Annotated in this window: 19 protein-coding genes and 1 tRNA gene; 7 read left to right on the top strand and 13 right to left on the bottom strand. The window is 70.2% G+C overall.

Annotation, left to right across the window (positions count from 1 at the left end):
• Positions 1-2: 2 nt before the first annotated feature.
• Together AB0L59_RS14170 and AB0L59_RS14165 are read left to right on the top strand one after the other, a co-directional pair.
• Positions 3-995 carry a helix-turn-helix transcriptional regulator gene (locus AB0L59_RS14170; protein ID WP_365582592.1) on the top strand — a complete coding sequence of 331 codons (993 nt, stop codon included), beginning with the start codon at positions 3-5 and terminating at the stop codon, positions 993-995.
• Positions 992-1,981 (top strand): helix-turn-helix transcriptional regulator, encoded by a 990-nt coding sequence (locus AB0L59_RS14165; RefSeq protein ID WP_365582590.1) that lies wholly within the window; start codon positions 992-994, stop codon positions 1,979-1,981. Before AB0L59_RS14170 ends, AB0L59_RS14165 begins: the two co-directional genes overlap by 4 nt.
• Here AB0L59_RS14165 and AB0L59_RS14160 read toward each other — a convergent pair.
• From AB0L59_RS14160 to AB0L59_RS14130, 7 genes are all read right to left on the bottom strand, one after another.
• Positions 1,944-2,990, bottom strand: a complete 1,047-nt coding sequence (locus AB0L59_RS14160) for a helix-turn-helix transcriptional regulator (RefSeq protein ID WP_365582588.1) — start codon at positions 2,988-2,990, stop codon at positions 1,944-1,946. The genes AB0L59_RS14165 and AB0L59_RS14160 overlap by 38 nt on opposite strands.
• Before the next feature lie 427 nt (positions 2,991-3,417).
• Positions 3,418-4,524: a substrate-binding domain-containing protein gene (locus AB0L59_RS14155; protein WP_365582586.1), complete on the bottom strand. Its 1,107-nt coding sequence runs from the start codon at positions 4,522-4,524 to the stop codon at positions 3,418-3,420.
• A gap of 257 nt (positions 4,525-4,781) precedes the next feature.
• Complete coding sequence (locus AB0L59_RS14150; protein ID WP_365582585.1) at positions 4,782-5,228, bottom strand: helix-turn-helix domain-containing protein; 447 nt, start codon at positions 5,226-5,228, stop codon at positions 4,782-4,784.
• A gap of 7 nt (positions 5,229-5,235) precedes the next feature.
• Complete coding sequence (dnaJ, locus tag AB0L59_RS14145; protein WP_365582583.1) at positions 5,236-6,405, bottom strand: molecular chaperone DnaJ; 1,170 nt, start codon at positions 6,403-6,405, stop codon at positions 5,236-5,238.
• Positions 6,406-6,441: 36 nt separating this feature from the next.
• Positions 6,442-7,104, bottom strand: coding sequence for a nucleotide exchange factor GrpE (gene grpE, locus AB0L59_RS14140; RefSeq protein WP_365582582.1), 663 nt, complete (start codon positions 7,102-7,104; stop codon positions 6,442-6,444).
• The gene (gene dnaK / locus AB0L59_RS14135; RefSeq protein WP_228621403.1) at positions 7,101-8,945 is read right to left on the bottom strand and encodes a molecular chaperone DnaK; all 1,845 of its coding nucleotides are present in this window, start codon (positions 8,943-8,945) and stop codon (positions 7,101-7,103) included. The genes grpE and dnaK overlap by 4 nt, the downstream gene beginning before the upstream one ends.
• Positions 8,946-9,039: 94 nt before the next feature.
• Entirely contained in the window at positions 9,040-10,059 is a 1,020-nt protein-coding gene (locus AB0L59_RS14130; RefSeq protein ID WP_365582580.1) for an MraY family glycosyltransferase, read from the bottom strand.
• Positions 10,060-10,250: 191 nt separating this feature from the next.
• Here AB0L59_RS14130 and AB0L59_RS14125 point away from each other — a divergent pair, with 191 nt between their 5' ends.
• Positions 10,251-12,533 (top strand): (Fe-S)-binding protein, encoded by a 2,283-nt coding sequence (locus tag AB0L59_RS14125; protein WP_365582579.1) that lies wholly within the window; start codon positions 10,251-10,253, stop codon positions 12,531-12,533.
• Between the two features lie 62 nt (positions 12,534-12,595).
• Here the strand turns inward: AB0L59_RS14125 and AB0L59_RS14120 are convergent, their stop codons facing one another.
• Positions 12,596-12,922 (bottom strand): antibiotic biosynthesis monooxygenase, encoded by a 327-nt coding sequence (locus AB0L59_RS14120; RefSeq protein ID WP_365582578.1) that lies wholly within the window; start codon positions 12,920-12,922, stop codon positions 12,596-12,598.
• 431 nt (positions 12,923-13,353) lie between these two features.
• Between AB0L59_RS14120 and AB0L59_RS14115 the strand changes: the two genes are divergently transcribed.
• Complete coding sequence (locus AB0L59_RS14115; protein WP_365582577.1) at positions 13,354-14,832, top strand: FG-GAP and VCBS repeat-containing protein; 1,479 nt, start codon at positions 13,354-13,356, stop codon at positions 14,830-14,832.
• A gap of 100 nt (positions 14,833-14,932) precedes the next feature.
• A complete protein-coding gene (locus AB0L59_RS14110; RefSeq protein WP_365582575.1) occupies positions 14,933-16,000 on the top strand; it encodes a YIP1 family protein in 1,068 nt (355 codons plus the stop codon).
• A 99-nt stretch (positions 16,001-16,099) separates the two neighbouring features.
• Here the strand turns inward: AB0L59_RS14110 and AB0L59_RS14105 are convergent, their stop codons facing one another.
• The 3 genes from AB0L59_RS14105 to AB0L59_RS14095 form a co-directional block, all read right to left on the bottom strand.
• Positions 16,100-16,597 carry a phosphoribosyltransferase gene (locus AB0L59_RS14105; RefSeq protein WP_365582574.1) on the bottom strand — a complete coding sequence of 166 codons (498 nt, stop codon included), beginning with the start codon at positions 16,595-16,597 and terminating at the stop codon, positions 16,100-16,102.
• 13 nt (positions 16,598-16,610) lie between these two features.
• Positions 16,611-17,186, bottom strand: coding sequence for a dCTP deaminase (gene dcd / locus AB0L59_RS14100; protein ID WP_361245561.1), 576 nt, complete (start codon positions 17,184-17,186; stop codon positions 16,611-16,613).
• 165 nt (positions 17,187-17,351) lie between these two features.
• A complete protein-coding gene (locus AB0L59_RS14095; RefSeq protein WP_351812453.1) occupies positions 17,352-17,510 on the bottom strand; it encodes a hypothetical protein in 159 nt (52 codons plus the stop codon).
• A 281-nt stretch (positions 17,511-17,791) separates the two neighbouring features.
• On the opposite strand from AB0L59_RS14095, the gene AB0L59_RS14090 reads away from it, so the two are divergent.
• Positions 17,792-17,865: transfer RNA gene (locus AB0L59_RS14090), tRNA-Gly, on the top strand.
• 411 nt (positions 17,866-18,276) lie between these two features.
• On the opposite strand, the gene AB0L59_RS14085 is transcribed toward AB0L59_RS14090, so the two are convergent.
• Positions 18,277-18,444, bottom strand: a complete 168-nt coding sequence (locus AB0L59_RS14085) for a hypothetical protein (protein WP_365582572.1) — start codon at positions 18,442-18,444, stop codon at positions 18,277-18,279.
• A 48-nt stretch (positions 18,445-18,492) separates the two neighbouring features.
• Between AB0L59_RS14085 and AB0L59_RS14080 the strand changes: the two genes are divergently transcribed.
• Positions 18,493-18,705, top strand: coding sequence for a hypothetical protein (locus AB0L59_RS14080; protein ID WP_365582571.1), 213 nt, complete (start codon positions 18,493-18,495; stop codon positions 18,703-18,705).
• Between the two features lie 297 nt (positions 18,706-19,002).
• Here AB0L59_RS14080 and AB0L59_RS14075 read toward each other — a convergent pair whose 3' ends face one another.
• Positions 19,003-21,069: a SpoIIE family protein phosphatase gene (locus AB0L59_RS14075; RefSeq protein WP_365582570.1), complete on the bottom strand. Its 2,067-nt coding sequence runs from the start codon at positions 21,067-21,069 to the stop codon at positions 19,003-19,005.
• Positions 21,070-21,109: the final 40 nt, after the last annotated feature.

Below are 21,109 nucleotides of genomic sequence, written 5' to 3'. Positions count from 1 at the left end.
CGGTGACAGCGGGGCCGCACGCCGCACACGGCGCCGACGAACTGTGCGCTCAGGGAGCGGAGTTGTACGCGCGTGCCCTGCGCGAAGGCCACATCAGCGGCGCGGAGGCGGAGCAGGCCCCCTGTCTGCCGGCCTTCGGGCTGCTCCAGCCGGCCGTGGCGGACCTGGACCGGCTGGAGCCGGTGCCCGCGGCCGTCGCCCTGCAGGAACTCCTGCACGCCTCCGCGGAACGCATCGCCGGCGAACGCCGGCGCGAGACCCGTCTCGCCCTGGCCTTCGAGCCGTTGCTGCGGGCGAGCGCCGACCTCACCGGCGCCACCGGCGAGACGCCGGCGATCCGCGTCCACAGCGGATTCGACCGGATCAACCACGCGATCGGCGAAGCGCTGACCCGTGCCGCCACCGAGGTGCTCACCGTCCAGCCGGGCGGCAAACGCCCCGTGGACCAGCTGGCCGTGGCGCTGCCCCGGGAGCAGGCGATCCTGGCGCGCGGCTGCCGTATGCGCACGTTGTACCAGCACACGAGCCGCCACGACCCCGCCGTCCTCGCGCACTACGAACTCCTGGGCGGTGACGTCGAGGTGCGCACCCTCGACGAGACGCCCGAGCGGCTGGTCGTCATCGACCGCACGGTCGCCTTCGTGCCCGCCAGCGCCGACCGCACGCTCGCGGTCGAGATACGCCATCCGCCGCTGGTGACGTACCTGTCCACGGTGTTCGACCGCCTGTGGCGCCTGGCCACCCCGATGTACCCCCAGGCGGTCCAGCACCCCACCGTGAACGGCGTCACCCCCCGCCAGCGCGCCATCGCCGCCCTCCTCGTCGAGGGCCACACCGACGGCGCCATCGCCGACCGCCTCGGCATGAACATCCGCACCGCCCGCCTGCACATCGCCAAGCTCGCCGCCACCCTCGGCAGCGAGAGCCGCGCCCAACTCGGATACCTCATAGGGCAGTCCGGCATGCTGGAGCAGCAGGGGGAGGTGGGCCCGTGACGCACCGCGAGCACGGCGTCGAGGAACTGTGCGCCGCCGGGCAGGCGGTGTACGAACGCGCCCTGCGGGAAGGGCGCGTGCCCGCCGTCGAGGCCGCCGACGTGCCCTGTCTCACCGACTTCGGCCTGCTCCACCCCGCCCTCGACGACCTCGGCCTGCTCGAACCGGTCCCGCCCGCCGCGGCACTGCACCGGCTGCTGCGCGCCTCCGCGGCCCGTGTCGCCGAGGAACGGCGGCGCGAGGACCGGCTGGTGGAGCGGTTCGAGCCGCTGATGCGGGTCGACGTACCGCAGCCACCGGGCACCGGAACCGGCACCACCATGCTGCGGCTGCTCAGCGGCACCGAGCAGATCAACCGGGCCATCACCGACGCGATGGTCGACGCCACCGAGGAGTCGCTCACCATCCAGCCGCACTCCGGCCTGACCGGCACGCGCGGCCAGGCGGCCCGCGACACCGCCTTCCCCCGCGACCAGGCCCTGCTGGACCGCGGCGGCCGCATCCGCGTCCTCTACCAGCACACCCTGCGCCATGTGCCGCTCGTGTACGGGCCGCTGGAGCACTTCCGGCGGGGCGACACCGAGGCCCGCAGCCTCGACGAGGTGCCGGACCGGCTCATCGTCATCGACCGCAAGATCGCCTTCCTGCCGGCCGACGACGACGGCACCCTCGCCCTGGAGGTCCGCCACCCGGCCCTGATCAAGTACTTCGTCACGACCTTCGACCGGCTCTGGCGGCTGGCCACGCCGATGTTCCCGGAGGCGGTGCAGCCGCCGTCCGTGAACGGCGTCACCCCCCGCCAGCGCGCCATCGCCGCCCTCCTCGTCGAAGGGCACACCGACGCCGTCATCGCCGACCGCCTCGGCATGAACGTCCGCACCGCCCGGCTGCACATCGCCAAGCTCGCCGCCACCCTCGGCAGCGAGAGCCGCGCCCAGCTCGGCTACCTCATCGCACGCTCGGGGATTCTTGATCAGGGGCCGTGAGCGCGCCGGCCGGCAGGCCCGGGCCGCGGTGGCCGTCCAGGCCGACCTGGGCTATCCGCACGCCCAACTGAGTACGGCTGGCCGCGCCGAGGGTCTCCGACAGACGGGCGATGTGGGCGCGGCAGGTGCGCACGCTGATGCCGAGCCGCTCGGCGATCACCGCGTCCTGGTGGCCCTCGGCGAGCAGCGCGGCGATGGACTGTTCGCGGTGCGAGATGCCCTCGATGCCGGTGTCGGGCAGCGGGGCCGTCAGGGGGATGGCGAGGCGCCACAGCCGCTCGAAGACCGTCACCAGGTAGCCGACCAGGGCCGGGTGGCGCAGTTCCAGGGCCATGGTGCGGTCGGCGTTGGCCGGGATGAAGGCCACCGTGCGGTCGAACAGGATGAGCCGGTCGATGACCTCGTCGAGGGTGCGGGCCTCGACCGTGTCGCCCATCAGCTCCAGGTAGTTGAGCAGCCCCTGGCCGTGCCGGGCCACATGCGTGTACAGGTCGCGCATGCGCACGCCCCGGCCGCGCAGGGCCAGCGCCCGGTGCAGCCCCTCGGTCAGCTCGGCCTCCCGGCGGATGCCGCCCGGCTGCACGGTGAGCACCTCGGTCGTGCACGCCTCGGTGGCCTCGTCCATCGCGGCCTGGATCCGGGAGAGCCCGTCCAGCACCCGGATCGCGCTGCCCTCGGCCGGCGCGGCCAGGGCGCCCAGCTGACGGCCGAGCCCGGCGTACCACTCGAAGGCGGCCACCGCCGAGCCCACCCGTCGCTGACTCTCGCTGACCTCGTCGTAGACCCCGCGCAGCAGCCTGCTCATGACCTCCTGCGGGGAGGTCGGCACCAGCCAGTCCATGTCGTCGGGATCCGGGTGCAGCAGGGCCAGCTCCAGCAGACAGGGCACGGGCTCGGCATCAGTGCGCGCCACCCGACCCCGGCGTACGGCCCGGGAATACACGCGATCCCCGGCCGCGCACAGTCGGTCGGCGCCATGTGGATGCTGCTCCGCCCCGCGCCCGGCCATCGCCCATTTCACCCCCGGTGTGCTGTCACTTCCGCAGCGCAACTATGCGCGGCGTCGACCGGGTCCGCAACACGGCTCTCCCCAACGGGACCTCCGCAAAGCGCCGTTATGTCCGGGTATCGGCCAGGCTCCGCCCCTCGCATTGCAACAAGCTGATGGTGGTGGGGCCGAGTGCGTCACGGCATCGTTGGTCCCGCTTCCCCCGGGTGTCACCGGATCACCGGACACCCGGAGCGGCCCCGGCCCGGCTCCCCCCGCCCTGCCGGGGCCGTGCCCCGCGCCCACGGGGGTGGCGCGAGGCGCTCCGCGCGACCAGCCGCGCTGTGGCCGCCGTTCGTCTGCGGCGCCGTGGTGGCTGGTCGCGCGGTTCCCCGCACCCCTGGGGGCGCCCCTGAGGGCCGCCCATGGGGCGCGTGGGGAACGGTCCCTACTTCAGCCGGAGCGCGGCGCAGGCCGCCTTGTACGGGGCCGTGCAGATGTCAGCCACCGTGTAGATGCCGTCCGCGATGACCGTGGACTTGATGTCGCTCTTGGTCAGCGCGGTCGGCTGGATCAGCTTGGACGGAATGCTCTTGGTGGTGGGGCTGTCGACCTTGTCCTGGGTGAGCGCGTCGAACTGGATGTCCTTGCCCTGGACCTTGGCGACGGCCATCTGCGCGGCGGCCTCGGCCTCGTCCGGGTAGGCCTTGTAGACGCTCATGTACTGCTCGCCCGCCACGATCCGCTGCACTGCGTCGAGTTCGGCGTCCTGGCCGGTGACCGGGGGCAGGCTGGTGACGCCGGCGGCCTTCAGGGCCTTGATGACGCCGCCCGCCATGCCGTCGTTGGCCGCGTAGACGCCGGCGATGTTGCTCTTGCCGATCGCGGTGATGGCCTTGGCCATCTCGGACTCGGCGAGCTCCGGCTTCCAGTCCGTGGTGTCGTACGTCGCCGCGATCGTCACCTTGCCGTTCAGCTCGGAGAGCGCGCCCTCCTTGAACTGCTTGGCGTTCGGGTCGGTCGGCGAGCCGTTGACCATGACGATCTTGGCGGAGCTGTCCGCGCTCGACCCGAGGGCCTCCAGCAGGGTGCGGCCCTGCACCTCGCCGACCAGCTCGTTGTCGAAGGAGACGTACGCGTCGATCGGGCCCTCGGCGAGGCGGTCGTAGGCGATGACCGGGATGCCCGCGTCCTTGGCCTTCTTCACCTCGCCGGCGATGGCGTGCGAGTCGACCGCGTCGACCAGGATGACGTCGACCTTGTCGTCGATCATCTGCTGCATCTGCGTGGCCTGCCGGGAGGCGCTCGCGTCCGCGTTGGCGTAGTCGACCTTGCCCTGCTTCCTGGTGAGCGCGGCGACCTGGGTCTTGATGATGGGGTAGTCGAACTTGTCGTACCGGGTGTTCGCCTTCTCCGGCAAAAGGAGGCCCACCGTGATGTCATTGCCCTTGCTGGGGCTCGCGTTCGCACCGTCCCCCGTCGCGTTCAGGACGCCACAGCCGGCGAGCGAGAGGGTCATCGTGGATGCAGCCACGGATATGGCGATACGACGCATTCGAGGGCTCACTTCAGGTGCGTTCCGGACGTAGGGCTGGTATACGACCCAGGTGTCTGAAAAGACAACGCGGAGGCCACACCCGGCGTCAAGCGGAACTACTTAACGAGTCCGCAACGCCACGCTCAGCTGACCCTGTGAAGGAAGAACGGAATCACCTTCAAACGCCCTTTACGGACCCTCCATCCAACGGGAGTTCATGAGATGGCAAAGAAAGGGGCCCGGAATCCGGGCCCCTTCGGCACCGCTTCGGGTACTCAGTCCTGCTGCCGCTTCGGCCGCCACACCACCAGCGCGCTGGTCTGCTGGACCTCCTGGTACGGCACCAGGTCGCGGCGGTAGGAGGCGTGGACGGCGGCCTCGCGCTGCTGCATCGCGGCCGCCGCGCCGTCCAGGGCCGCCTCCAGTTCCACGACGCGGGACTGCAGGGCGGCGACCTGGTTCTCCAGTTCGATGATGCGCTTGATTCCGGCCAGGTTGATGCCCTCGTCCTGCGACAACTGCTGCACCTGGCGGAGCAGTTCGATGTCGCGGGCCGAGTAGCGCCGGCCCCGGCCCGCGGTGCGGTCCGGGGACACCAGGCCCAGGCGGTCGTACTGGCGCAGCGTCTGCGGGTGGAGTCCGGAGAGCTGGGCCGCCACCGAGATGACGTAGACCGGGGTCTCCTCGGTCAGTTCATACGGGTTTCGTCGACGGCCGTCCATCTCTCTCTCAGTCTCCCTTCGCGGCCTCGAACAGCTCCGCCCGCGGGTCCTCGCCCGCGGTCGCCTCGCGGTACGCCTCGAGCGCGTCACGAGCCTTCCCCGACAGGTCCTTGGGAACACGCACCTCGACGGTGACCAACAGGTCGCCGCGGGTACCGTCCTTGCGGACCGCGCCCTTGCCCCGGGCGCGCATGGTGCGGCCGTTGGGCGTGCCGGGCGGCAGTTTCAGGGTGACGGAGGGGCCGCCGAGGGTGGGCACCCGGACCTCGCCGCCGAGGGCCGCCTCGGTGAAGGTCACCGGCACGGTGACGGTCAGGTTGTCGCCCTTGCGCCCGAACACCGGGTGCTCGCCGACGTGCACGACCACGTACAGGTCGCCCGCCGGACCGCCCCGCTCACCGGGCGCGCCCTTGCCGCGCAGCCGGATGCGCTGGCCGTCGGTCACCCCGGCCGGGATGCGGACCTGCATGGTCCTCGACGACTTGGCGCGGCCGCTGCCCTTGCACTCCAGGCAGGGGTGCTCGGCGATCAGGCCGCGGCCCTTGCAGTCGGGGCAGGGGTCGGTGAGCGAGAAGCCGCCGCCCGAGCCCCGGGCGACCTGCCCGGTGCCGACACAGGTCGGGCACACGCGCGGGGTGCCGTTCTTGTCGCCGGTGCCCGAGCAGGCCTTGCAGGGCGCCTGGGAGGACATCCTGAGGGGCACCGTGGCGCCCTCGATGGCCTCCGTGAAGCTCAGCGTGACCTCGGACTCGATGTCCTGGCCGCGCCTGGGCTGGGTACGCGTGCCGGCGGTGCCGCCGCGGTTGAACAGGCCCCCGAAGACGTCACCGAGTCCACCGCCGAAGCCTCCGCCCTGGGTGTTCCCGGCACCTCCGAAGAGGTCGCCCAGGTCGAAGTTGAAGGAGCCGCCGGCGCCCGGTCCGGGGCGGAAGCCGCCGTTGCCGAACAGGGTGCGTGCCTCGTCGTACTCCTTGCGCTTCTTGGGGTCGCCGAGCACGTCGTTCGCCTCGGAGATCTCCTTGAAGCGCTCCTCGGCCTTGGCGTTGCCCTTGTTGGCGTCCGGGTGGAACTCGCGGGCGAGCTTCCGGTACGCCTTCTTGATCTCGGCCTCGGTGGCGTCCTTGGGGACGCCGAGGACCTTGTAGTAGTCCTTCTCGATGAAGTCCTTGGTGCTCATCCCCGACGTCCCTCCTTCCCCTCAGTGGTCTTCACGTCAGCCCTCGTCCGGGCCACCGTTCTCCTTGTCGTCGGCCTGCTTCGCCTCGGTGTTCTCCTCGGCGCCCTCGGCCTTGACGGTCTGCGCGCCGGGCTGCGGCTCGGCGACGGCCACCCGCGCGGGGCGGATGGTGCGCTCGCCGATGCGGTACCCGGGCTGCAGGATCGCCACGCAGGTCGTCTCGGTGACGTCCGGCGCGTAGGAGTGCATCAGGGCCTCGTGGATGGTCGGGTCGAAGGGCTCGCCCTCCTTGCCGAACTGCTGCAGGCCCATCTTGGCCGCGACGGTCTCCAGCGACTCGGCCACCGACTTGAAGCCGCCGACCAGTTCGCCGTGTTCCCGCGCGCGGCCGATGTCGTCGAGCACGGGCAGGAGCTCGGTCAGGAGGTTCGCGATGGCGATCTCCTTGACCGCGATCCGGTCACGCTCGACCCGGCGGCGGTAGTTCTGGTACTCGGCCTGGAGCCGCTGGAGGTCCACGGTGCGCTCGTTCAGCGCGGTGCGCACCTGGTCCAGCTGGGCCACCAGACCCACATTCTCGTTTCCGTCCCCGGCCGGGGCCGCCCCCTTCTCGGGGGCGGCCTTCGACTCGGCGTCGTCGGGGGTGGCGCCGGAGGGGACGTCGGGCTTCTCCTCGAAGCCCGGGGTCTCCTCCGTCACGCGGCACCGTCCTTGCGCTCGTCGTCCACGATCTCGGCGTCGACGACGTCGTCGTCAGCGGCCTTGGCACCACCGGCGGCGGCACCCTCCGGGCCGGCCTGCGCGGCCTGGGCGTCGGCGTACATGGCCTGGCCCAGCTTCTGCGAGACGGCCGCGACCTTCTCGGTGGCGGTGCGGATCTCGGCGGTGTCCTCGCCCTTGAGCTTCTCCTTCAGCTCGGCGACGGCCTCCTCGACCTCGGTCTTGATCTCGCCCGGGACCTTGTCCTCGTTGTCCTTGAGGAACTTCTCGGTCTGGTAGACGAGCTGCTCGCCCTGGTTGCGGGTCTCGGCGGCCTCGCGGCGGCGGTGGTCCTCCTCCGCGTACTGCTCGGCCTCCTGGCGCATGCGGTCGACCTCGTCCTTCGGCAGCGAGGAGCCGCCGGTGACGGTCATCTTCTGCTCCTTGCCCGTGCCCAGGTCCTTGGCGGTCACGTGCATGATGCCGTTGGCGTCGATGTCGAAGGAGACCTCGATCTGGGGGACGCCGCGCGGCGCCGGCGGCAGACCGGTCAGCTCGAACATGCCGAGCTTCTTGTTGTACGCCGCGATCTCGCGCTCGCCCTGGTAGACCTGGATCTGCACCGACGGCTGGTTGTCCTCGGCCGTGGTGAAGATCTCGGAGCGCTTGGTCGGGATCGTGGTGTTGCGCTCGATCAGCTTGGTCATGATGCCGCCCTTGGTCTCGATGCCGAGGGACAGCGGGGTGACGTCGAGCAGCAGGACGTCCTTGACCTCGCCCTTGAGGACACCGGCCTGGAGCGAGGCGCCGATGGCGACGACCTCGTCCGGGTTCACACCCTTGTTGGCCTCCTTGCCGCCGGTCAGCTCCTTGACGAGCTCGGCGACGGCGGGCATACGGGTGGAGCCACCGACGAGGACGACGTGGTCGATCTCGTTGATGGAGATGCCGGCGTCCTTGATGACGTTGTGGAACGGCGTCTTGCAGCGCTCCAGAAGGTCGGCCGTCAGCTGCTGGAACTGGGCCCGGGTGAGCTTCTCGTCCAGGTGCAGCGGGCCCTCGGCGGACGCGGTGATGTAGGGCAGGTTGATCGAGGTCTCGGTGGACGAGGACAGCTCGATCTTGGCCTTCTCGGCGGCCTCACGGAGGCGCTGCAGCGCCATCTTGTCCTTGCCGAGGTCCACGCCGTGACCGGCCGCGAACTGCTTGACCAGGTAGTCGACGACGCGCTGGTCCCAGTCGTCACCACCGAGGTGGTTGTCACCGTTGGTGGCCTTCACCTCGACGACGCCGTCGCCGATCTCCAGCAGCGAGACGTCGAAGGTGCCGCCACCGAGGTCGAAGACGAGGATCGTCTGGTCGTCCTTGTCGAGGCCGTAGGCCAGCGCGGCGGCGGTCGGCTCGTTGACGATGCGCAGGACGTTCAGACCGGCGATCTCACCGGCCTCCTTCGTCGCCTGACGCTCGGAGTCGTTGAAGTAGGCCGGGACGGTGATGACCGCGTCGGTCACCTTCTCGCCCAGGTAGGCCTCGGCGTCCCGCTTCAGCTTCTGCAGGATGAACGCGGAGATCTGCTGCGGGTTGAAGTCCTTGCCGTCGAGCTGGATCTTCCAGTCGGTGCCCATGTGGCGCTTCACCGAGCGGATGGTCCGGTCCACGTTCGTGACCGCCTGACGCTTGGCGACCTCGCCGACGAGCACCTCACCGTTCTTCGCGAAGGCGACGACGGACGGCGTGGTCCTGGCACCCTCGGCGTTGGTGATGACGGTGGGCTCGCCGCCCTCCAGAACGCTGACGACGGAGTTAGTCGTGCCCAGGTCGATGCCGACCGCACGTGCCATGGTTGATTCCTCCAGCTGACTTGAGTGGAACGGACTCAAGTGTGCATGACTCGCCTCGCTGGGTCAACAGACCTGAGTCGACGGGGCTCAAGTCTTATCCGTTCCTTACACGCAATGGCCCGCTGACCTGCGTCGATGGCATCCTGCGAGGGTGCTGGACAGGGATACGAAGGAGGACGAGCACCAGGAGCAGCGCCCCTCCGGCCACCCACAGCACGGCACCCTCGCCGGTCCATCCGGTGTGCACGAGCACGCCCACGAGCACCGTGGAGAAGGATCCGGCACTCAGCAGAACGACCGAGCCCGGCGGGGTGAGCCCGAGCCCCCGCAGCCGGTGCGCGAGGTGGTCGGGGCCGCGCCGCAGCAGCGGGCGCCGGGCCAGCAGCCGGGCCAGGACCACCAGGAGGGCGTCGGCGAGGGCCACCGCGCCGAGGCAGAACATCACCGCCGCGCTCGGCGCCAGCCCGTACCCCGCACGCGTGAAGACCAGGGCGGACGAGAGCAGGAACCCGGTGAACAGCGAGCCGCAGGCGCCGAGACCGATCCGCGCGGGATGCCAGTTGTGCATCAGGAACCCGGTGAGGGCGGCCGCGAACACGCTCAGCAGGACGGCCAGCCCGTCCATCACCTCGGCGGCGGCGCAGGCCCCCGCCCCGAAGGCCGTGACGACCCCGACGGTGCCGGCGAGCCCGTCCGCGTGATCGAGCCCCTTGAAGGCGAGCGAGGCGACGACGATCCAGCCCACGGCGAGGATGCCGCCCAGTACGCCCGTCTCGTCGTACGGCACCACGCAGGCCGCCGCCACGACCGTACCGGCGACGAGCACGCGCGGGCGGAGCCGCCAGACGTCGGCGACCAGGCCCAGCGCGGCGACCGAGGTGGCGGCGACCAGCAGATCCCCGACCCCCTGCCCGAGCGGCGCGATCGCGGTCCACTGGCCCACCCAGGCGACGAGGCAGGTGACGGTCACCACCGCGAGCCCGCCGAGCAGCGGCAGTCGCCGCTGCCGGCGCCGGTCGACGATGCCCGCCCGCAGCGCGGGCACCCTGAGCAGGGCAGCGAGGACAGCGGCGAGGAGAAGGGCGGCGGTGGCGGCGGCGATCCCGTAGAGCACGGCTCTAAGGTAGGGGCGAAAGTATCAATTCGGTACGAATAACACGATCCGATGACCCGTGGGATGATGCGCATCACCCCGAGCCCTGCTGCATCCCGCAGGAAGATGGGGGTAGTCTCAGACGGACTACATAAGTTACCGCTTAGTAATTTCGCTTCCCCTGAACCACCTCGCAGGCCCGAGGAGCCCCCATGCAACTCGCCGCGATCATTGTGTCGCTGGTCCTGACCGTGGTCGGCGTTGCGCTCATCGCCCGAGCCGTCGCGCAGATCTATCGGTTCATCAAGCTCGGCCAGCCCGTCCCGGCGGGCGCCCGCACCGACGACTGGAAGGCCCGCACGCTCACGCTGGCCAGGGAGTTCGTCGGGCACACGCGGATGAACCGGTGGGGCGTCATCGGCGTCGCGCACTGGTTCGTCGCAGTCGGCTTCCTCACCCTGGGCCTGACGATCGTCAACGCCTACGGCCAGCTGTTCAAGGCCGACTGGACGCTGCCGGTCATCGGCGACTGGCTGCCGTACGAGTTGTACACCGAGTTCATCGGCACCATGACGACCCTCGGCATCATCGTGCTGATCGTCGTCCGCCAGCTGAGCCTGCCCTCGCGGCCCGGCCGCAAGTCCCGGTTCGCGGGCTCCAAGATGGGTCAGGCGTACTTCGTCGAGTACGTCATCCTCGTCATCGGCCTCGCCATCATGACCCTGCGCGGCCTGGAGGGCGCCCTGCACGGCGTGGACCACTACGAGGCCGGGTACTTCGCGTCGTACCCGCTCGTCGCCGCCTTCAAGGGGCTGAGCGTCTCCACCCTGCAGAACCTCACCTACCTCGTGGCCATGATCAAGCTCGGGGTCACCATGACCTGGGCGATCACCGTGGGCCTGAACACCAACATGGGTGTGGCCTGGCACCGCTTCCTGGCCTTCCCCAACATCTGGTTCAAGCGCAACGCCACCGGTGAGACCTCCCTCGGTGCCCTGCTGCCGATGACCTCCGGCGGCAAGCCGATCAACTTCGAGGACCCCGGCGAGGACGACGTCTTCGGCGTCTCCCAGGTCGAGCAGTTCTCCTGGAAGGGCCTGCTGGACTTCTCCACCTGCACCGAGTGCGGCCGCTGCCAGTCGCAGTGCCCGGCCTGGAACACCGGCAAGCCGCTCTCCCCGAAGCTGCTGATCATGTCCCTGCGGGACCACGCCCACGCCAAGGCGCCGTACCTGCTGGCCGGCGGCGGCAAGTCCATGGAGGGCGAGGAGAGGGCGTCCGAGGAGCAGCTGGCCGGGGTGCCCGCCGCGGCTCTCGCGGAGGCCGAGCGCCCGCTCATCGGCACCGCCGAGGAGAACGGCGTCATCGACCCCGACGTCCTGTGGTCCTGCACCACCTGCGGCGCCTGTGTCGAGCAGTGCCCGGTGGACATCGAGCACATCGACCACATCGTCGACATGCGCCGCTACCAGGTGATGATCGAGAGCGCGTTCCCCTCCGAGGCGGGCACGATGCTCAAGAACCTGGAGAAGAAGGGCAACCCCTGGGGCCTGGCGAAGAAGCAGCGCCTGGAGTGGACCAAGGAGGTCGACTTCGAGGTCCCGGTCGTCGGCAAGGACATCGAGGACCTCACCGAGGTCGAGTACCTGTACTGGGTCGGCTGCGCCGGCGCCCTGGAGGACCGCGCCAAGAAGACCACCAAGGCCTTCGCCGAGCTGCTGCACATCGCGGGCGTGAAGTTCGCGATCATGGGCGGCGACGAGAAGTGCACCGGTGACTCCGCCCGCCGCCTGGGCAACGAGCCCCTGTTCCAGGAGCTCGGCATGGAGAACGTCATGGCCCTGAACACGGCGTTCGGCGAGGAGCTGGACGACGACGGCAAGGTCACGGCGGAGTCGAGGAAGCCGAAGTCCGCGAAGAAGATCGTCGCCACCTGCCCGCACTGCCTCAACACGATCGGCAACGAGTACCCGCAGCTCGGCGGCGACTACGAGGTCATCCACCACACTCAGCTGCTGCAGCACCTCGTCGACGAGGGCAAGCTGGTCCCGGTGACCCCGGTCGAGGGCATCATCACCTACCACGACCCGTGCTACCTGGGCCGCCACAACAAGATCTACACGCCCCCGCGCGAGATCATCGGCAAGGTCCCGGGCCTCAGGAACGAGGAGATGCACCGCCACAAGGAGCGCGGCTTCTGCTGCGGCGCCGGCGGCGCTCGGATGTGGATGGAGGAGCGGATCGGCAAGCGTATCAACAACGAGCGCGTCGACGAGGCCCTCTCCCTCAACCCGGACATCGTCTCCACCGCCTGCCCGTTCTGCCTCGTCATGCTGACCGACTCGGTCAACGGCAAGAAGAACGACGGTACGGCGAAGGAGTCCATCCAGGTCGTGGACGTCGCCCAGCTGCTCCTCGACTCCGTCAAGACGCCCGTCGACCCGGCCGGCGCGGCGGAGACCGAGAGCGAGCCGGAGCCCGAGCCGGTCAAGTAACCGCGGCTCCACCGACGTACGGCGCCCCCTGCTGCGCACAGGCAGGGGGCGCCGTCGTTCGCCTACGCCTCCTTCGGCCCCGCCTGCTGCACCACCTCGAAGGACCACAGGGTGGAACCGGAGGCCGCGGGCTTCGGCCGCTCGGCGCCCTCGGCGCCGCCCTGGTGCGCGGCCTTCATCGGCCCCTCCAGCCACGCCTGGAACGACGCCTCGTCCCGCCAGCGGGTGTAGACGAGGTAGGTGTCGGTGCCCTCGACGGGCCGCAGCAGCTCGAACCACTCGAAGCCGTCGGAGTTCTCCACCGCGTGGACCCGCGAGGCGAACCGCTTCTCCAGCACCTCCCGCTGCTCGGCGGGCACGGTCAGCACATTGATCTTCACTACGCTCATGGCACCATCCTGGCCCACCACGACCGCGCCCCGGCGCTGCCCCGGGGTGTCGCGGTGAGTCGAACGCGTGCACCGTCGCCGGGCGTTGCCGGCGGGGTGGACCGGGACTCGTACGGCGGCCGCCCTCGGCTGTGTGCTCCGGCTCGGCGCCTGTGGCCCGGCGGCGAGGAGTCCGCCGCACCGGGCGAACCCCCGCACGCCGCCACCCGGCTCCCGTACCGCACGGCACGGGCAGCGCGGTCCCGGACCTCAACCACAGCAGCCACAGGAATTTACCGTTCTCACGTACAACCCTTACGTATCCCTGCGTGTCTCCTGACCACCGGCCGCCCGGTGAACCGTGGGACAACGCACGGCGAACGGGGGCGGTCCGCACCCCATCGACTGCGGATGCCCGCCGGGCATCCCCGCATGCCGCAGGAGAAACCCGCATGCACAGACCCCTGCGACTCGCCCTCGCGACGGCCACCGCGGCCGCGCTGACGGGCGGTCTGCTCACCTTCTCGGCCGCGACCGCCACGGCCGCGGACTCCACCACCGTCCCGCAGGCCGACTTCAACGGCGACGGAATCGGCGACGTGGCCTTCTCGGCCGACAGCGCCTACGTGAACGGCAGGGACGCCGCCGGCCAGCTGGTCGTCCTCTACGGCACCAAGAGCGGCGTCTCCTCCGCCAAGCGCTCCACCATCAGCCAGAACACCGCGGGCTCGCCCGGCACCGCCGAGGCCGGCGACCACTTCGGCGCGGAGACCGCGTACGCCGACTTCAACGGCGACGGCTACGACGACATCGCGGTCGGGTCCCCCGGCGAGGACGTCGGCAGCGACAAGGACGGCGGCGGCCTCGCGATCCTGTGGGGCTCGGCCTCGGGCATCACCGGCAAGGGTGTCACCGTCTCCGACCCGGCCCCCTCCAGCCACGACTACTGGGGCAAGAACCTCGCCGCAGGCGACTTCGACGGCGACGGCAAGGCCGACCTGGCCGTCGGCAGCTCCGCCGCCACCATCTACGTCCTCGAGGGCGGCATCAACGCCTCCGGCGTGCCCGGCGGCAAGTACACGATCAAGCCCAGGATCATGGGCGCGGACGCGAGCGGCCCGCTCAACCTGACCGCCGGCAACATCAACGGCGGCCGGGAGACCGACCTGGTCGTCGACGGCTACGAGACCGACACCAAGTACGGCTGGAACCGCAACTACTACATCCCCGGCACCTCGAGCGGCCTGGACATGTCCCAGTCCATGACGCTCAAGCCGGGCGTGATCACCGCGATCGGCGACATCGACGGCGACGGCTACGGCGACGTCGTCAGCGGCGCCTACTGGAACCCCACCACCGACGACGGGACCTCCGTGCCCGACTCCGGCAAGGGCGGCAAGGTCTGGGTGACGTACGGCTCCGACGGCGGGCCCCTCACCCCGAGCGCCACCGGCATCACCCAGGACACCGGGAACGTACCCGGCACGGCCGAGGGCAACGACTGGTTCGGCTACGAGCTCGACCTCGGCGACATCAACGGGGACGGGTACCTCGATCTGGCGATCGGCGTGGCCGGCGAGAACATCGGCAGCGCGACGAACGCCGGCTCCGTCACCGTCCTCTACGGCACGCCGACCGGCCTGAACACCACCGGTCGCGCCCAGGGCTTCGCGCAGTCCACCCCGGGCGTGCCCGGCGACGACGAGAAGAACGACTACTTCGGCACGGACGTCAAGCTCGACGACGTCACCGGCGACGGCAGGGCCGACCTGCTCGTCGGCTCCCAGGAGAACGCCGGCAACGGCGCGGTGACGTACCTGCCCTCCGACGGCACGAAGATCACCACGAGTGGCTCGCGCACGATCTCCCCGAGCACCTCGGGCGTCTCGACGACGGGGACGCCGTACTTCGGCGCGAACTTCGCCGACTGACGGTCGGTTCGGCGCCCCTTGGGCAGCTGCGGTTCGCCGGCGGAAATCGGGGGAAATCCCTGAAGATCCCCTGGTCCAGGCGCTGACGGTCCCTTAGGGGATGTCACAGGTCAGCCGCAAAGCCCGGCCGGTGCGCCCGGGCCGGGCATGTCACTCTCCGGGACCAGGTACGTTCGATGACGTGGCTGGATTCAGGATCGGACGCGGGGGCCGGGACAACCGCACCCCCCAAGGACAGCAGGCGCCGCAGGGACCGTCGTACGGCCGCCCCGGACCGCAGCACGGGGGTCCGGGGCCGTCGTACGGGCAGCCCGCGGGGCCCTCGTACGGCTACCCGCAGGCGCCGCAGCGGCCGTCCCCGCCCCAGGGACAGCAGCCGTCGTACCCCCAGCAGGGGCAGCCGTACGGCCGGCCCGGGCAGTCGTACGGCTACCCCGGCCCGGCCGACGACGGACCGGAGTACTTCGGCGACGACGGCGGCTACCCGGCCGGCCCCGCGGGCCGGGACCCCTACGCGGCCAACAGCCCGGGCCACACCCAGGCGTTCTCGATCGACGAGGCCGCCGACTACACCCAGGGCTCGACCTACCAGGCCGGCTCGGCCACCGCGCCCGCCGCGCCGATCGGGCCGCCCCTGCACTGGAAGGAACTGCTGAAGGGGATCGTCCTCTCCCCGAACCAGACCTTCCTGCGCATGCGGGACTACACGATGTGGACCCCCGCCCTCATCGTCACGTTCCTCTACGGGCTGCTCGCCGTGTTCGGCTTCGACGGCGCCCGCCAGGACGCGATCAGCGCCACGCTCTCCAACGCGATCCCGATCGTGCTGATCACGGCGATCGTGATGGTGCTGAGCATGTTCATCCTGGGCGTGGTCACCCACACCCTGGCGCGCCAGCTCGGCGGCGACGGCGCCTGGCAGCCGACGGTCGGCCTGTCCATGCTGATCGCGGCCCTCACCGACGCGCCCCGCCTGGTCTTCGCCATGTTCTTCGGCGGCGACGCCGGGTTCGTGCAGCTGCTCGGCTGGGCCACCTGGATCGGCGCGGGCGCCCTGCTGACCCTGATGGTCTCCCGCTCCCACGACCTGCCCTGGCCGAAGGCGCTGGGGGCGTCGGCGATCCAGCTGATCGCGCTGCTGTCGATAGTGAAGCTGGGCACGTTCTAGCGGGTCCGGGAGCTTCCCGGGAAACGGCACGGAGAAGGGCCCCCGGCGCTGCGGCCGGGGGCCCTTCTCCGTGCCCGGTGTGCTGCATGCCCGGTGTGCTCAGGCGTCGAGCACCTGCCCGGCCCGCTTCACCACGGGCGGCTCGACGCTCCACGGGAAGTTGATCCAGTCGTCGGTGCGCTTCCAGACGTACTCGCACTTCACCAGGGAGTGGGACTTCTCATAGATCACCGCGGAGCGCACCTCGGCGACGGTGTCCAGGCAGAAGTCGCGCACGAGCTTCAGCGTCTTGCCGGTGTCGGCGACGTCGTCGGTGATCAGCACCTTCTTGTCGGAGAAGTCGATCACGTTGGGCACGGGAGCGAGCATGACCGGCATCTCGAGCGTGGTCCCGACCCCCGTGTAGAACTCGACGTTCACGAGGTGGATGTTCTTGCAGTCGAGGGCGTAGGCGAGCCCACCCGCGACGAACACCCCGCCGCGGGCGATGCTGAGCACGACGTCCGGCTCGTACCCGTCGTCGGCGATGGTCTGCGCCAGTTCGCGGATGGCGGCTCCGAACCGCTCGTACGTCAGATTCTCCCGCACGTCGCTCATGCTGCGGCCGCCCTCACACCTGGGTCCGATGGAAATTGACGTAGGACCGCGAGGCGGTCGGCCCGCGCTGCCCCTGGTAGCGGGAACCGTAGCGCTCGCTGCCGTACGGGAACTCGGCGGGCGAGGTCAGCCGGAACATGCACAGCTGGCCGATCTTCATCCCCGGCCAGAGCTTGATCGGCAGCGTGGCGAGGTTGGACAGCTCCAGCGTCACGTGCCCGCTGAACCCGGGGTCGATGAACCCGGCGGTGGAGTGCGTGACCAGCCCGAGCCGCCCGAGCGAGCTCTTCCCCTCCAGCCGCGAGGCGAGGTCGTCGGGCAGGGTGATGACCTCGTAGGTGGAGGCGAGCACGAACTCCCCGGGGTGCAGGATGAACGGCTCGTCGCCTTCCGGCTCGACCAGCCGGGTCAGGTCGGGCTGCTCGACGGAGGGGTCGATGTGCGGGTACCGGTGGTTCTCGAACACCCGGAAGTACCGGTCCAGCCGTACGTCGATGCTCGACGGCTGCACCATGGATTCGTCGTAGGGATCGATCCGTACCCGCCCGGCGTCGATCTCGGCCCGGATGTCCTTGTCTGAGAGAAGCACGTAGCGAGGATACGCAAGGCGCGCGGAGCCGTGACAATCGTGACGACTCCGCGCGCCCGGTAACCGATCGTGTCGTTTGTGCGACCGCTTCTTCCGTGGCAGCTTTTCCTACGGCCTACTTCTCGGGCCCACTTTCCACGACCTTCTCCTGCTCCCGCTTCGCCGCTAGCGCTTCTCCAGGGCGACCGGCACCACACTGCGGAGCCGGGCGCACCGGGGACACCTCATGAGCCGGCCGGGGCCGAGCCGCTCGGCCTGCTGCATCGGGAACGAAGCGGTGCTGAAGACGTGCCCGTCCGCACATCGGACGACGGTGCGTTCCATCAAGTCCCTCAAGTCCCTTCCCCAAGAGCCTCGTCGGGCGTACGACCCTGACGACAAAAGCCACATTACGGGATCAGAGAGACGACCCTCCAGGCGGCACTCCGGCCTCGCCCACCCCCTCCGCCAGGCCTCCACGGTACGCCCCAACTCAGCCCGCCCGCAGCCGGATCCCACCCCCGAAACAGCCGCAGACCCCCAGGGCGCGGGCACCAGGGGTCTGCGATGATGTACAGTGAGCGAGCGTCCGGACGAGGACTCCGCGAGGATCATGTCCGTACTACGCGGGTGTAGTTTAATGGTAGAACATCAGCTTCCCAAGCTGAGAGCGCGAGTTCGATTCTCGTCACCCGCTCCAAGCGAAACCCCCAGGTCAGAGACCCGGGGGTTCTTTGTTGTCTAGACCGGTGCGCCCCCGCTCCACAGCGGGCTCCGAGCCGAAGCGGATCAGGTCCGGTGAGGGAAGGACCGAATCGCGGAGCCAGGCGATGAAGACGGCTGCTTCGCCGGCGGTGTTGTCTGCGAGGAGAGCCGTAGTTGGCGACCTTGCCGGGTCTCGTGGCGGACTTCGGGGAACGCCGCGTCAAGCGCGGCACCGAGGTCAGATGCCACCCCGCGAGCCAGGCGCCGTCGCTTCCCGAGCTGAGAGCGCGAGTTCAATTCTCGTCACCCGCTCCATGGAGAAGAAACGGTGCCCACCGTCGTGAATTGGCGGGCACCGTCGGCTGCCCGTGGGGCTTGTGCCGGGCCACACCCGCCGGGGTGCGGCTCAGTGCTTGTCGACCGCCGAGGCCCAGTCGAGGTTCACGCCCATGTCGGCGTACATCTTCGTGTAGCCGACGTAGCAGTTGAACTGCTCGACCTTGCCGTTGTGCAGGTACCAGAAGTCGGCGGTCGGCGCGTCGACCTTCGCGCCGGTCGGCTTGACGGTGCCCACCGGCGTCTGAAGCGGCCCCTCGAACGTGCCCTGGATCGACAGCTCGATGTGCGGGACATCGTCCGGCAGCTCTCGGCGAAGATTCCCGGAGTCGACGAGCGGGAGCTGGACTTCCGCATCCGGTGCGCGGCCGGCCTGCTGAACTGGCTCATGCTGGCGCCCATAGGTACCGAACTGGCCGCCGAGCCCCCTGAGCAGATCGAGCGGTGGCTGGTCCCCGTGTTGGCCGGGGCGTTCCGCGGCTCCCCGAACGTCGACTGAACCGGGCTGATACCGCCGGCCCGGACGGGAGATTCAGCAGAGCCGGTACGCCGTCGAGGTGTGCAACGCGACGGCGCCGTTCGGTGGGCATGCGAGCCGAAGTCACCCGTGACCGGGAGGGGTCTACCCGGCTGGCGCCGACTTTCTGCTACGGCGCCGTGCACACGGCGTGCCCTTCAGGAACGCAAGTGCCGTCGCCTCGCAAGCTGAGAGCGCGAGTTCGGTTCCCGCCACCCGCTCTTCTTGCAGCCCCAGGTCAGCGGCCTGGGCCTCGGCGGCCGGAGCCCCCGGTGGGCCTCAAGGTGTGGGGACGCCGATGCGTGCGGCGAGGACGGTGATGTCGTCCTCCGCAGGGGGTGGGGCAAGCCGGTCGATGAGGGTGCCGCACAGCTGGTCGAGGTCGGGGTGGGTGCCGGTGAGGAGGTGCACGAGTTCGTCCAGCCCCCGATCCAGGTCGGTTGTACGGGATTCGACGAGCCCGTCGGTGTAGAGGACGAGGATGCTGCCGGGGTCGAGGGTGATCTCGGTGGTGGTGTAGGCGAGCCCGCCGATGCCCAGGGGGATGCCGGGCGGCAGATCGAGAAGGCGGGCGCTGCCGTCGGGAGTGACGAGCACGGGCGGAGGGTGGCCTGCGCGGCTGAACCAGCAGCGACGGGCCGTAACGTCACAGACGCCGTACAGGCAGGTGGCCAGCACGGGGCTGTCGAGTTCCAGCAGTGCGTGGTCGAGGTTGCGCAGGAGCTGTTCGGGGGCCATGTCGAGGTGGGCGAGAGCGCGGGCGGCGGTGCGCATCTGGCCCATGACGGCCGCGGCCTGGATGCCGTGCCCCATGACGTCTCCGACCGCGAGGGCACCTCTGCCGGGAGCGAGGGCGGTGACGTCGTACCAGTCCCCTCCCACCTCGTTCACGTCGGAGGCGGGCAGGTAGCGGTGGGCGATCTCGATGCCCGACGGGGGTTCCACACGGCGCGGGAGCATGCTGCGCTGCAGGGTGAGCGCGGTGTCGTGCTCCCGGTGGTACAACCGCGCGTTGTCGATGCAGACGGCCGCGTGGGCGGCCAGGTCCCCGGCGAGCGTGAGATCGGCGGCGTCGAAGGCCGGCCTGTCACCACCGCGCAGGAAGGTGGCCATGCCGAGGACCAGACCGCGGGCGATGAGAGGAACCATCATCATCGACTCGACGCCCAGGGAGCGGAGCCTTTCGGGGGTGGAGGTGCAGGGAGCGGCGGCGGCCGCGTCACGGGCGTCGAGGTGCGTCAGCAGGAAGGGGCGACGGTCGACGACCGCCTGCGTGTAGGGGGCGGCGGCGGGGAAGCGCAGCGTGCCGCCGACACCGGCGAGGGTGTCGGCGCTCGGCAGCCCTGGGCTGGAGGCCTTGCCCTGACGGCACAGGGTGGCGCCGCCCGTCAGACTGATCATGAGGTCGGCGTCGTCGGTCAGAACGGCCAGGACGTCGACGGTGGCGGTGTCTGCGAGGCGGGGCACCGCCAGATCGGCCAACTCCTGCGCGGTGCGCCGCACATCGAGGGTGGTGCCGACCCGTAGCGCGGCCTCGTTGAGCAGTTGCAGGCGTTGATGTCCGGTGGTCTCCAGTTCGTCCTTCCCCGGGGCCGTGATGTCGACGATCGAGGCACTGATCCCGAGCGACTTGCCGACCGCGTTCTCCAGGCGGAAATAGAAGGAGGACCAGGAGCGGTCGTGGTCGGGGTCGGCGGGGGTGCGGCCGACGATGCGGAAGTTCACCACGGGGTCGCCGGTGATCAGCACCCGGCGCATCGCCGCCTCCATCTGCTCGCTGTTGACCCCGGGGAACAACTCCGGCAGCCGCCGCCCGACGTACGCCGAGGCGGGCATGCCGTTCATCGCCTCCAGGGCGCGGTTGATCTCCTGGAACCGCAGCTCGGTGTCGAAGACCGCCATCCCGACCGGCGAGCGGGCGAAGAGTCCGTCCAGCAGCGCCCCGCCTTCACGGGCCTGCCGTGCTGCGTCGGCCTCGGCGGCCAGGACCAGCACGTTCCAGCCCGGCCCGACCTGCGCGGCGATGGGGCAGGCCCACACCTCCACCTCGACGGTGCGGCCGTTCTTGTGCCGCACCGGGAACACTCCGGTCACACTGCGTCCGGAGGCCACGGAGTCCTGCACGGTGCGGGCCATCGGGTCGCTGTCGGAGTGGAGGAAGCCTGCGATGTCACGGCCCATGGCCTCGTGCGCGGTGTAACCGAGCAGCTCAGGGGCATCCCTTGCCCACTGCATGATCCGCCCGGAGTCATCGCAAATGATCAGGGCGACCGGCAGCGCCTTCCACCAGGCCGCGGTCTTCCCGACCGCGGCGACCGGCTCCCCCGCCCGGATGGGACCTGTCATCGCGGGTGCTCCAAGGGCGTACGTGTCTGTTCCGTCCAGT

Origin of the sequence: Streptomyces sp. NPDC052109 (assembly GCF_040680195.1) — a bacterium.
In the GTDB taxonomy this organism is placed as follows: Bacteria; Actinomycetota; Actinomycetes; order Streptomycetales; family Streptomycetaceae; genus Streptomyces.
Note: the sequence above shows the minus strand (reverse complement) of the source record. Positions and strands in the feature narration are given on the sequence as shown.

What these genes read in the sequence shown, in the direction of transcription:
- AB0L59_RS14105 (WP_365582574.1), bottom strand. Translation starts at nt 16,597, where the DNA reads ATGAGCGACGTGCGGGAGAATCTGACGTACGAGCGGTTCGGAGCCGCC.
- AB0L59_RS14115 (WP_365582577.1), top strand. Translation starts at nt 13,354, where the DNA reads ATGCACAGACCCCTGCGACTCGCCCTCGCGACGGCCACCGCGGCCGCG.
- AB0L59_RS14120 (WP_365582578.1), bottom strand. Translation starts at nt 12,922, where the DNA reads ATGAGCGTAGTGAAGATCAATGTGCTGACCGTGCCCGCCGAGCAGCGG.
- AB0L59_RS14075 (WP_365582570.1), bottom strand. Translation starts at nt 21,069, where the DNA reads ATGACAGGTCCCATCCGGGCGGGGGAGCCGGTCGCCGCGGTCGGGAAG.
- AB0L59_RS14155 (WP_365582586.1), bottom strand. Translation starts at nt 4,524, where the DNA reads ATGCGTCGTATCGCCATATCCGTGGCTGCATCCACGATGACCCTCTCG.
- AB0L59_RS14150 (WP_365582585.1), bottom strand. Translation starts at nt 5,228, where the DNA reads ATGGACGGCCGTCGACGAAACCCGTATGAACTGACCGAGGAGACCCCG.
- AB0L59_RS14110 (WP_365582575.1), top strand. Translation starts at nt 14,933, where the DNA reads ATGTCACAGGTCAGCCGCAAAGCCCGGCCGGTGCGCCCGGGCCGGGCA.
- AB0L59_RS14125 (WP_365582579.1), top strand. Translation starts at nt 10,251, where the DNA reads ATGCAACTCGCCGCGATCATTGTGTCGCTGGTCCTGACCGTGGTCGGC.
- AB0L59_RS14160 (WP_365582588.1), bottom strand. Translation starts at nt 2,990, where the DNA reads ATGGCCGGGCGCGGGGCGGAGCAGCATCCACATGGCGCCGACCGACTG.
- AB0L59_RS14095 (WP_351812453.1), bottom strand. Translation starts at nt 17,510, where the DNA reads ATGGAACGCACCGTCGTCCGATGTGCGGACGGGCACGTCTTCAGCACC.
- dnaK (WP_228621403.1), bottom strand. Translation starts at nt 8,945, where the DNA reads ATGGCACGTGCGGTCGGCATCGACCTGGGCACGACTAACTCCGTCGTC.
- dnaJ (WP_365582583.1), bottom strand. Translation starts at nt 6,405, where the DNA reads ATGAGCACCAAGGACTTCATCGAGAAGGACTACTACAAGGTCCTCGGC.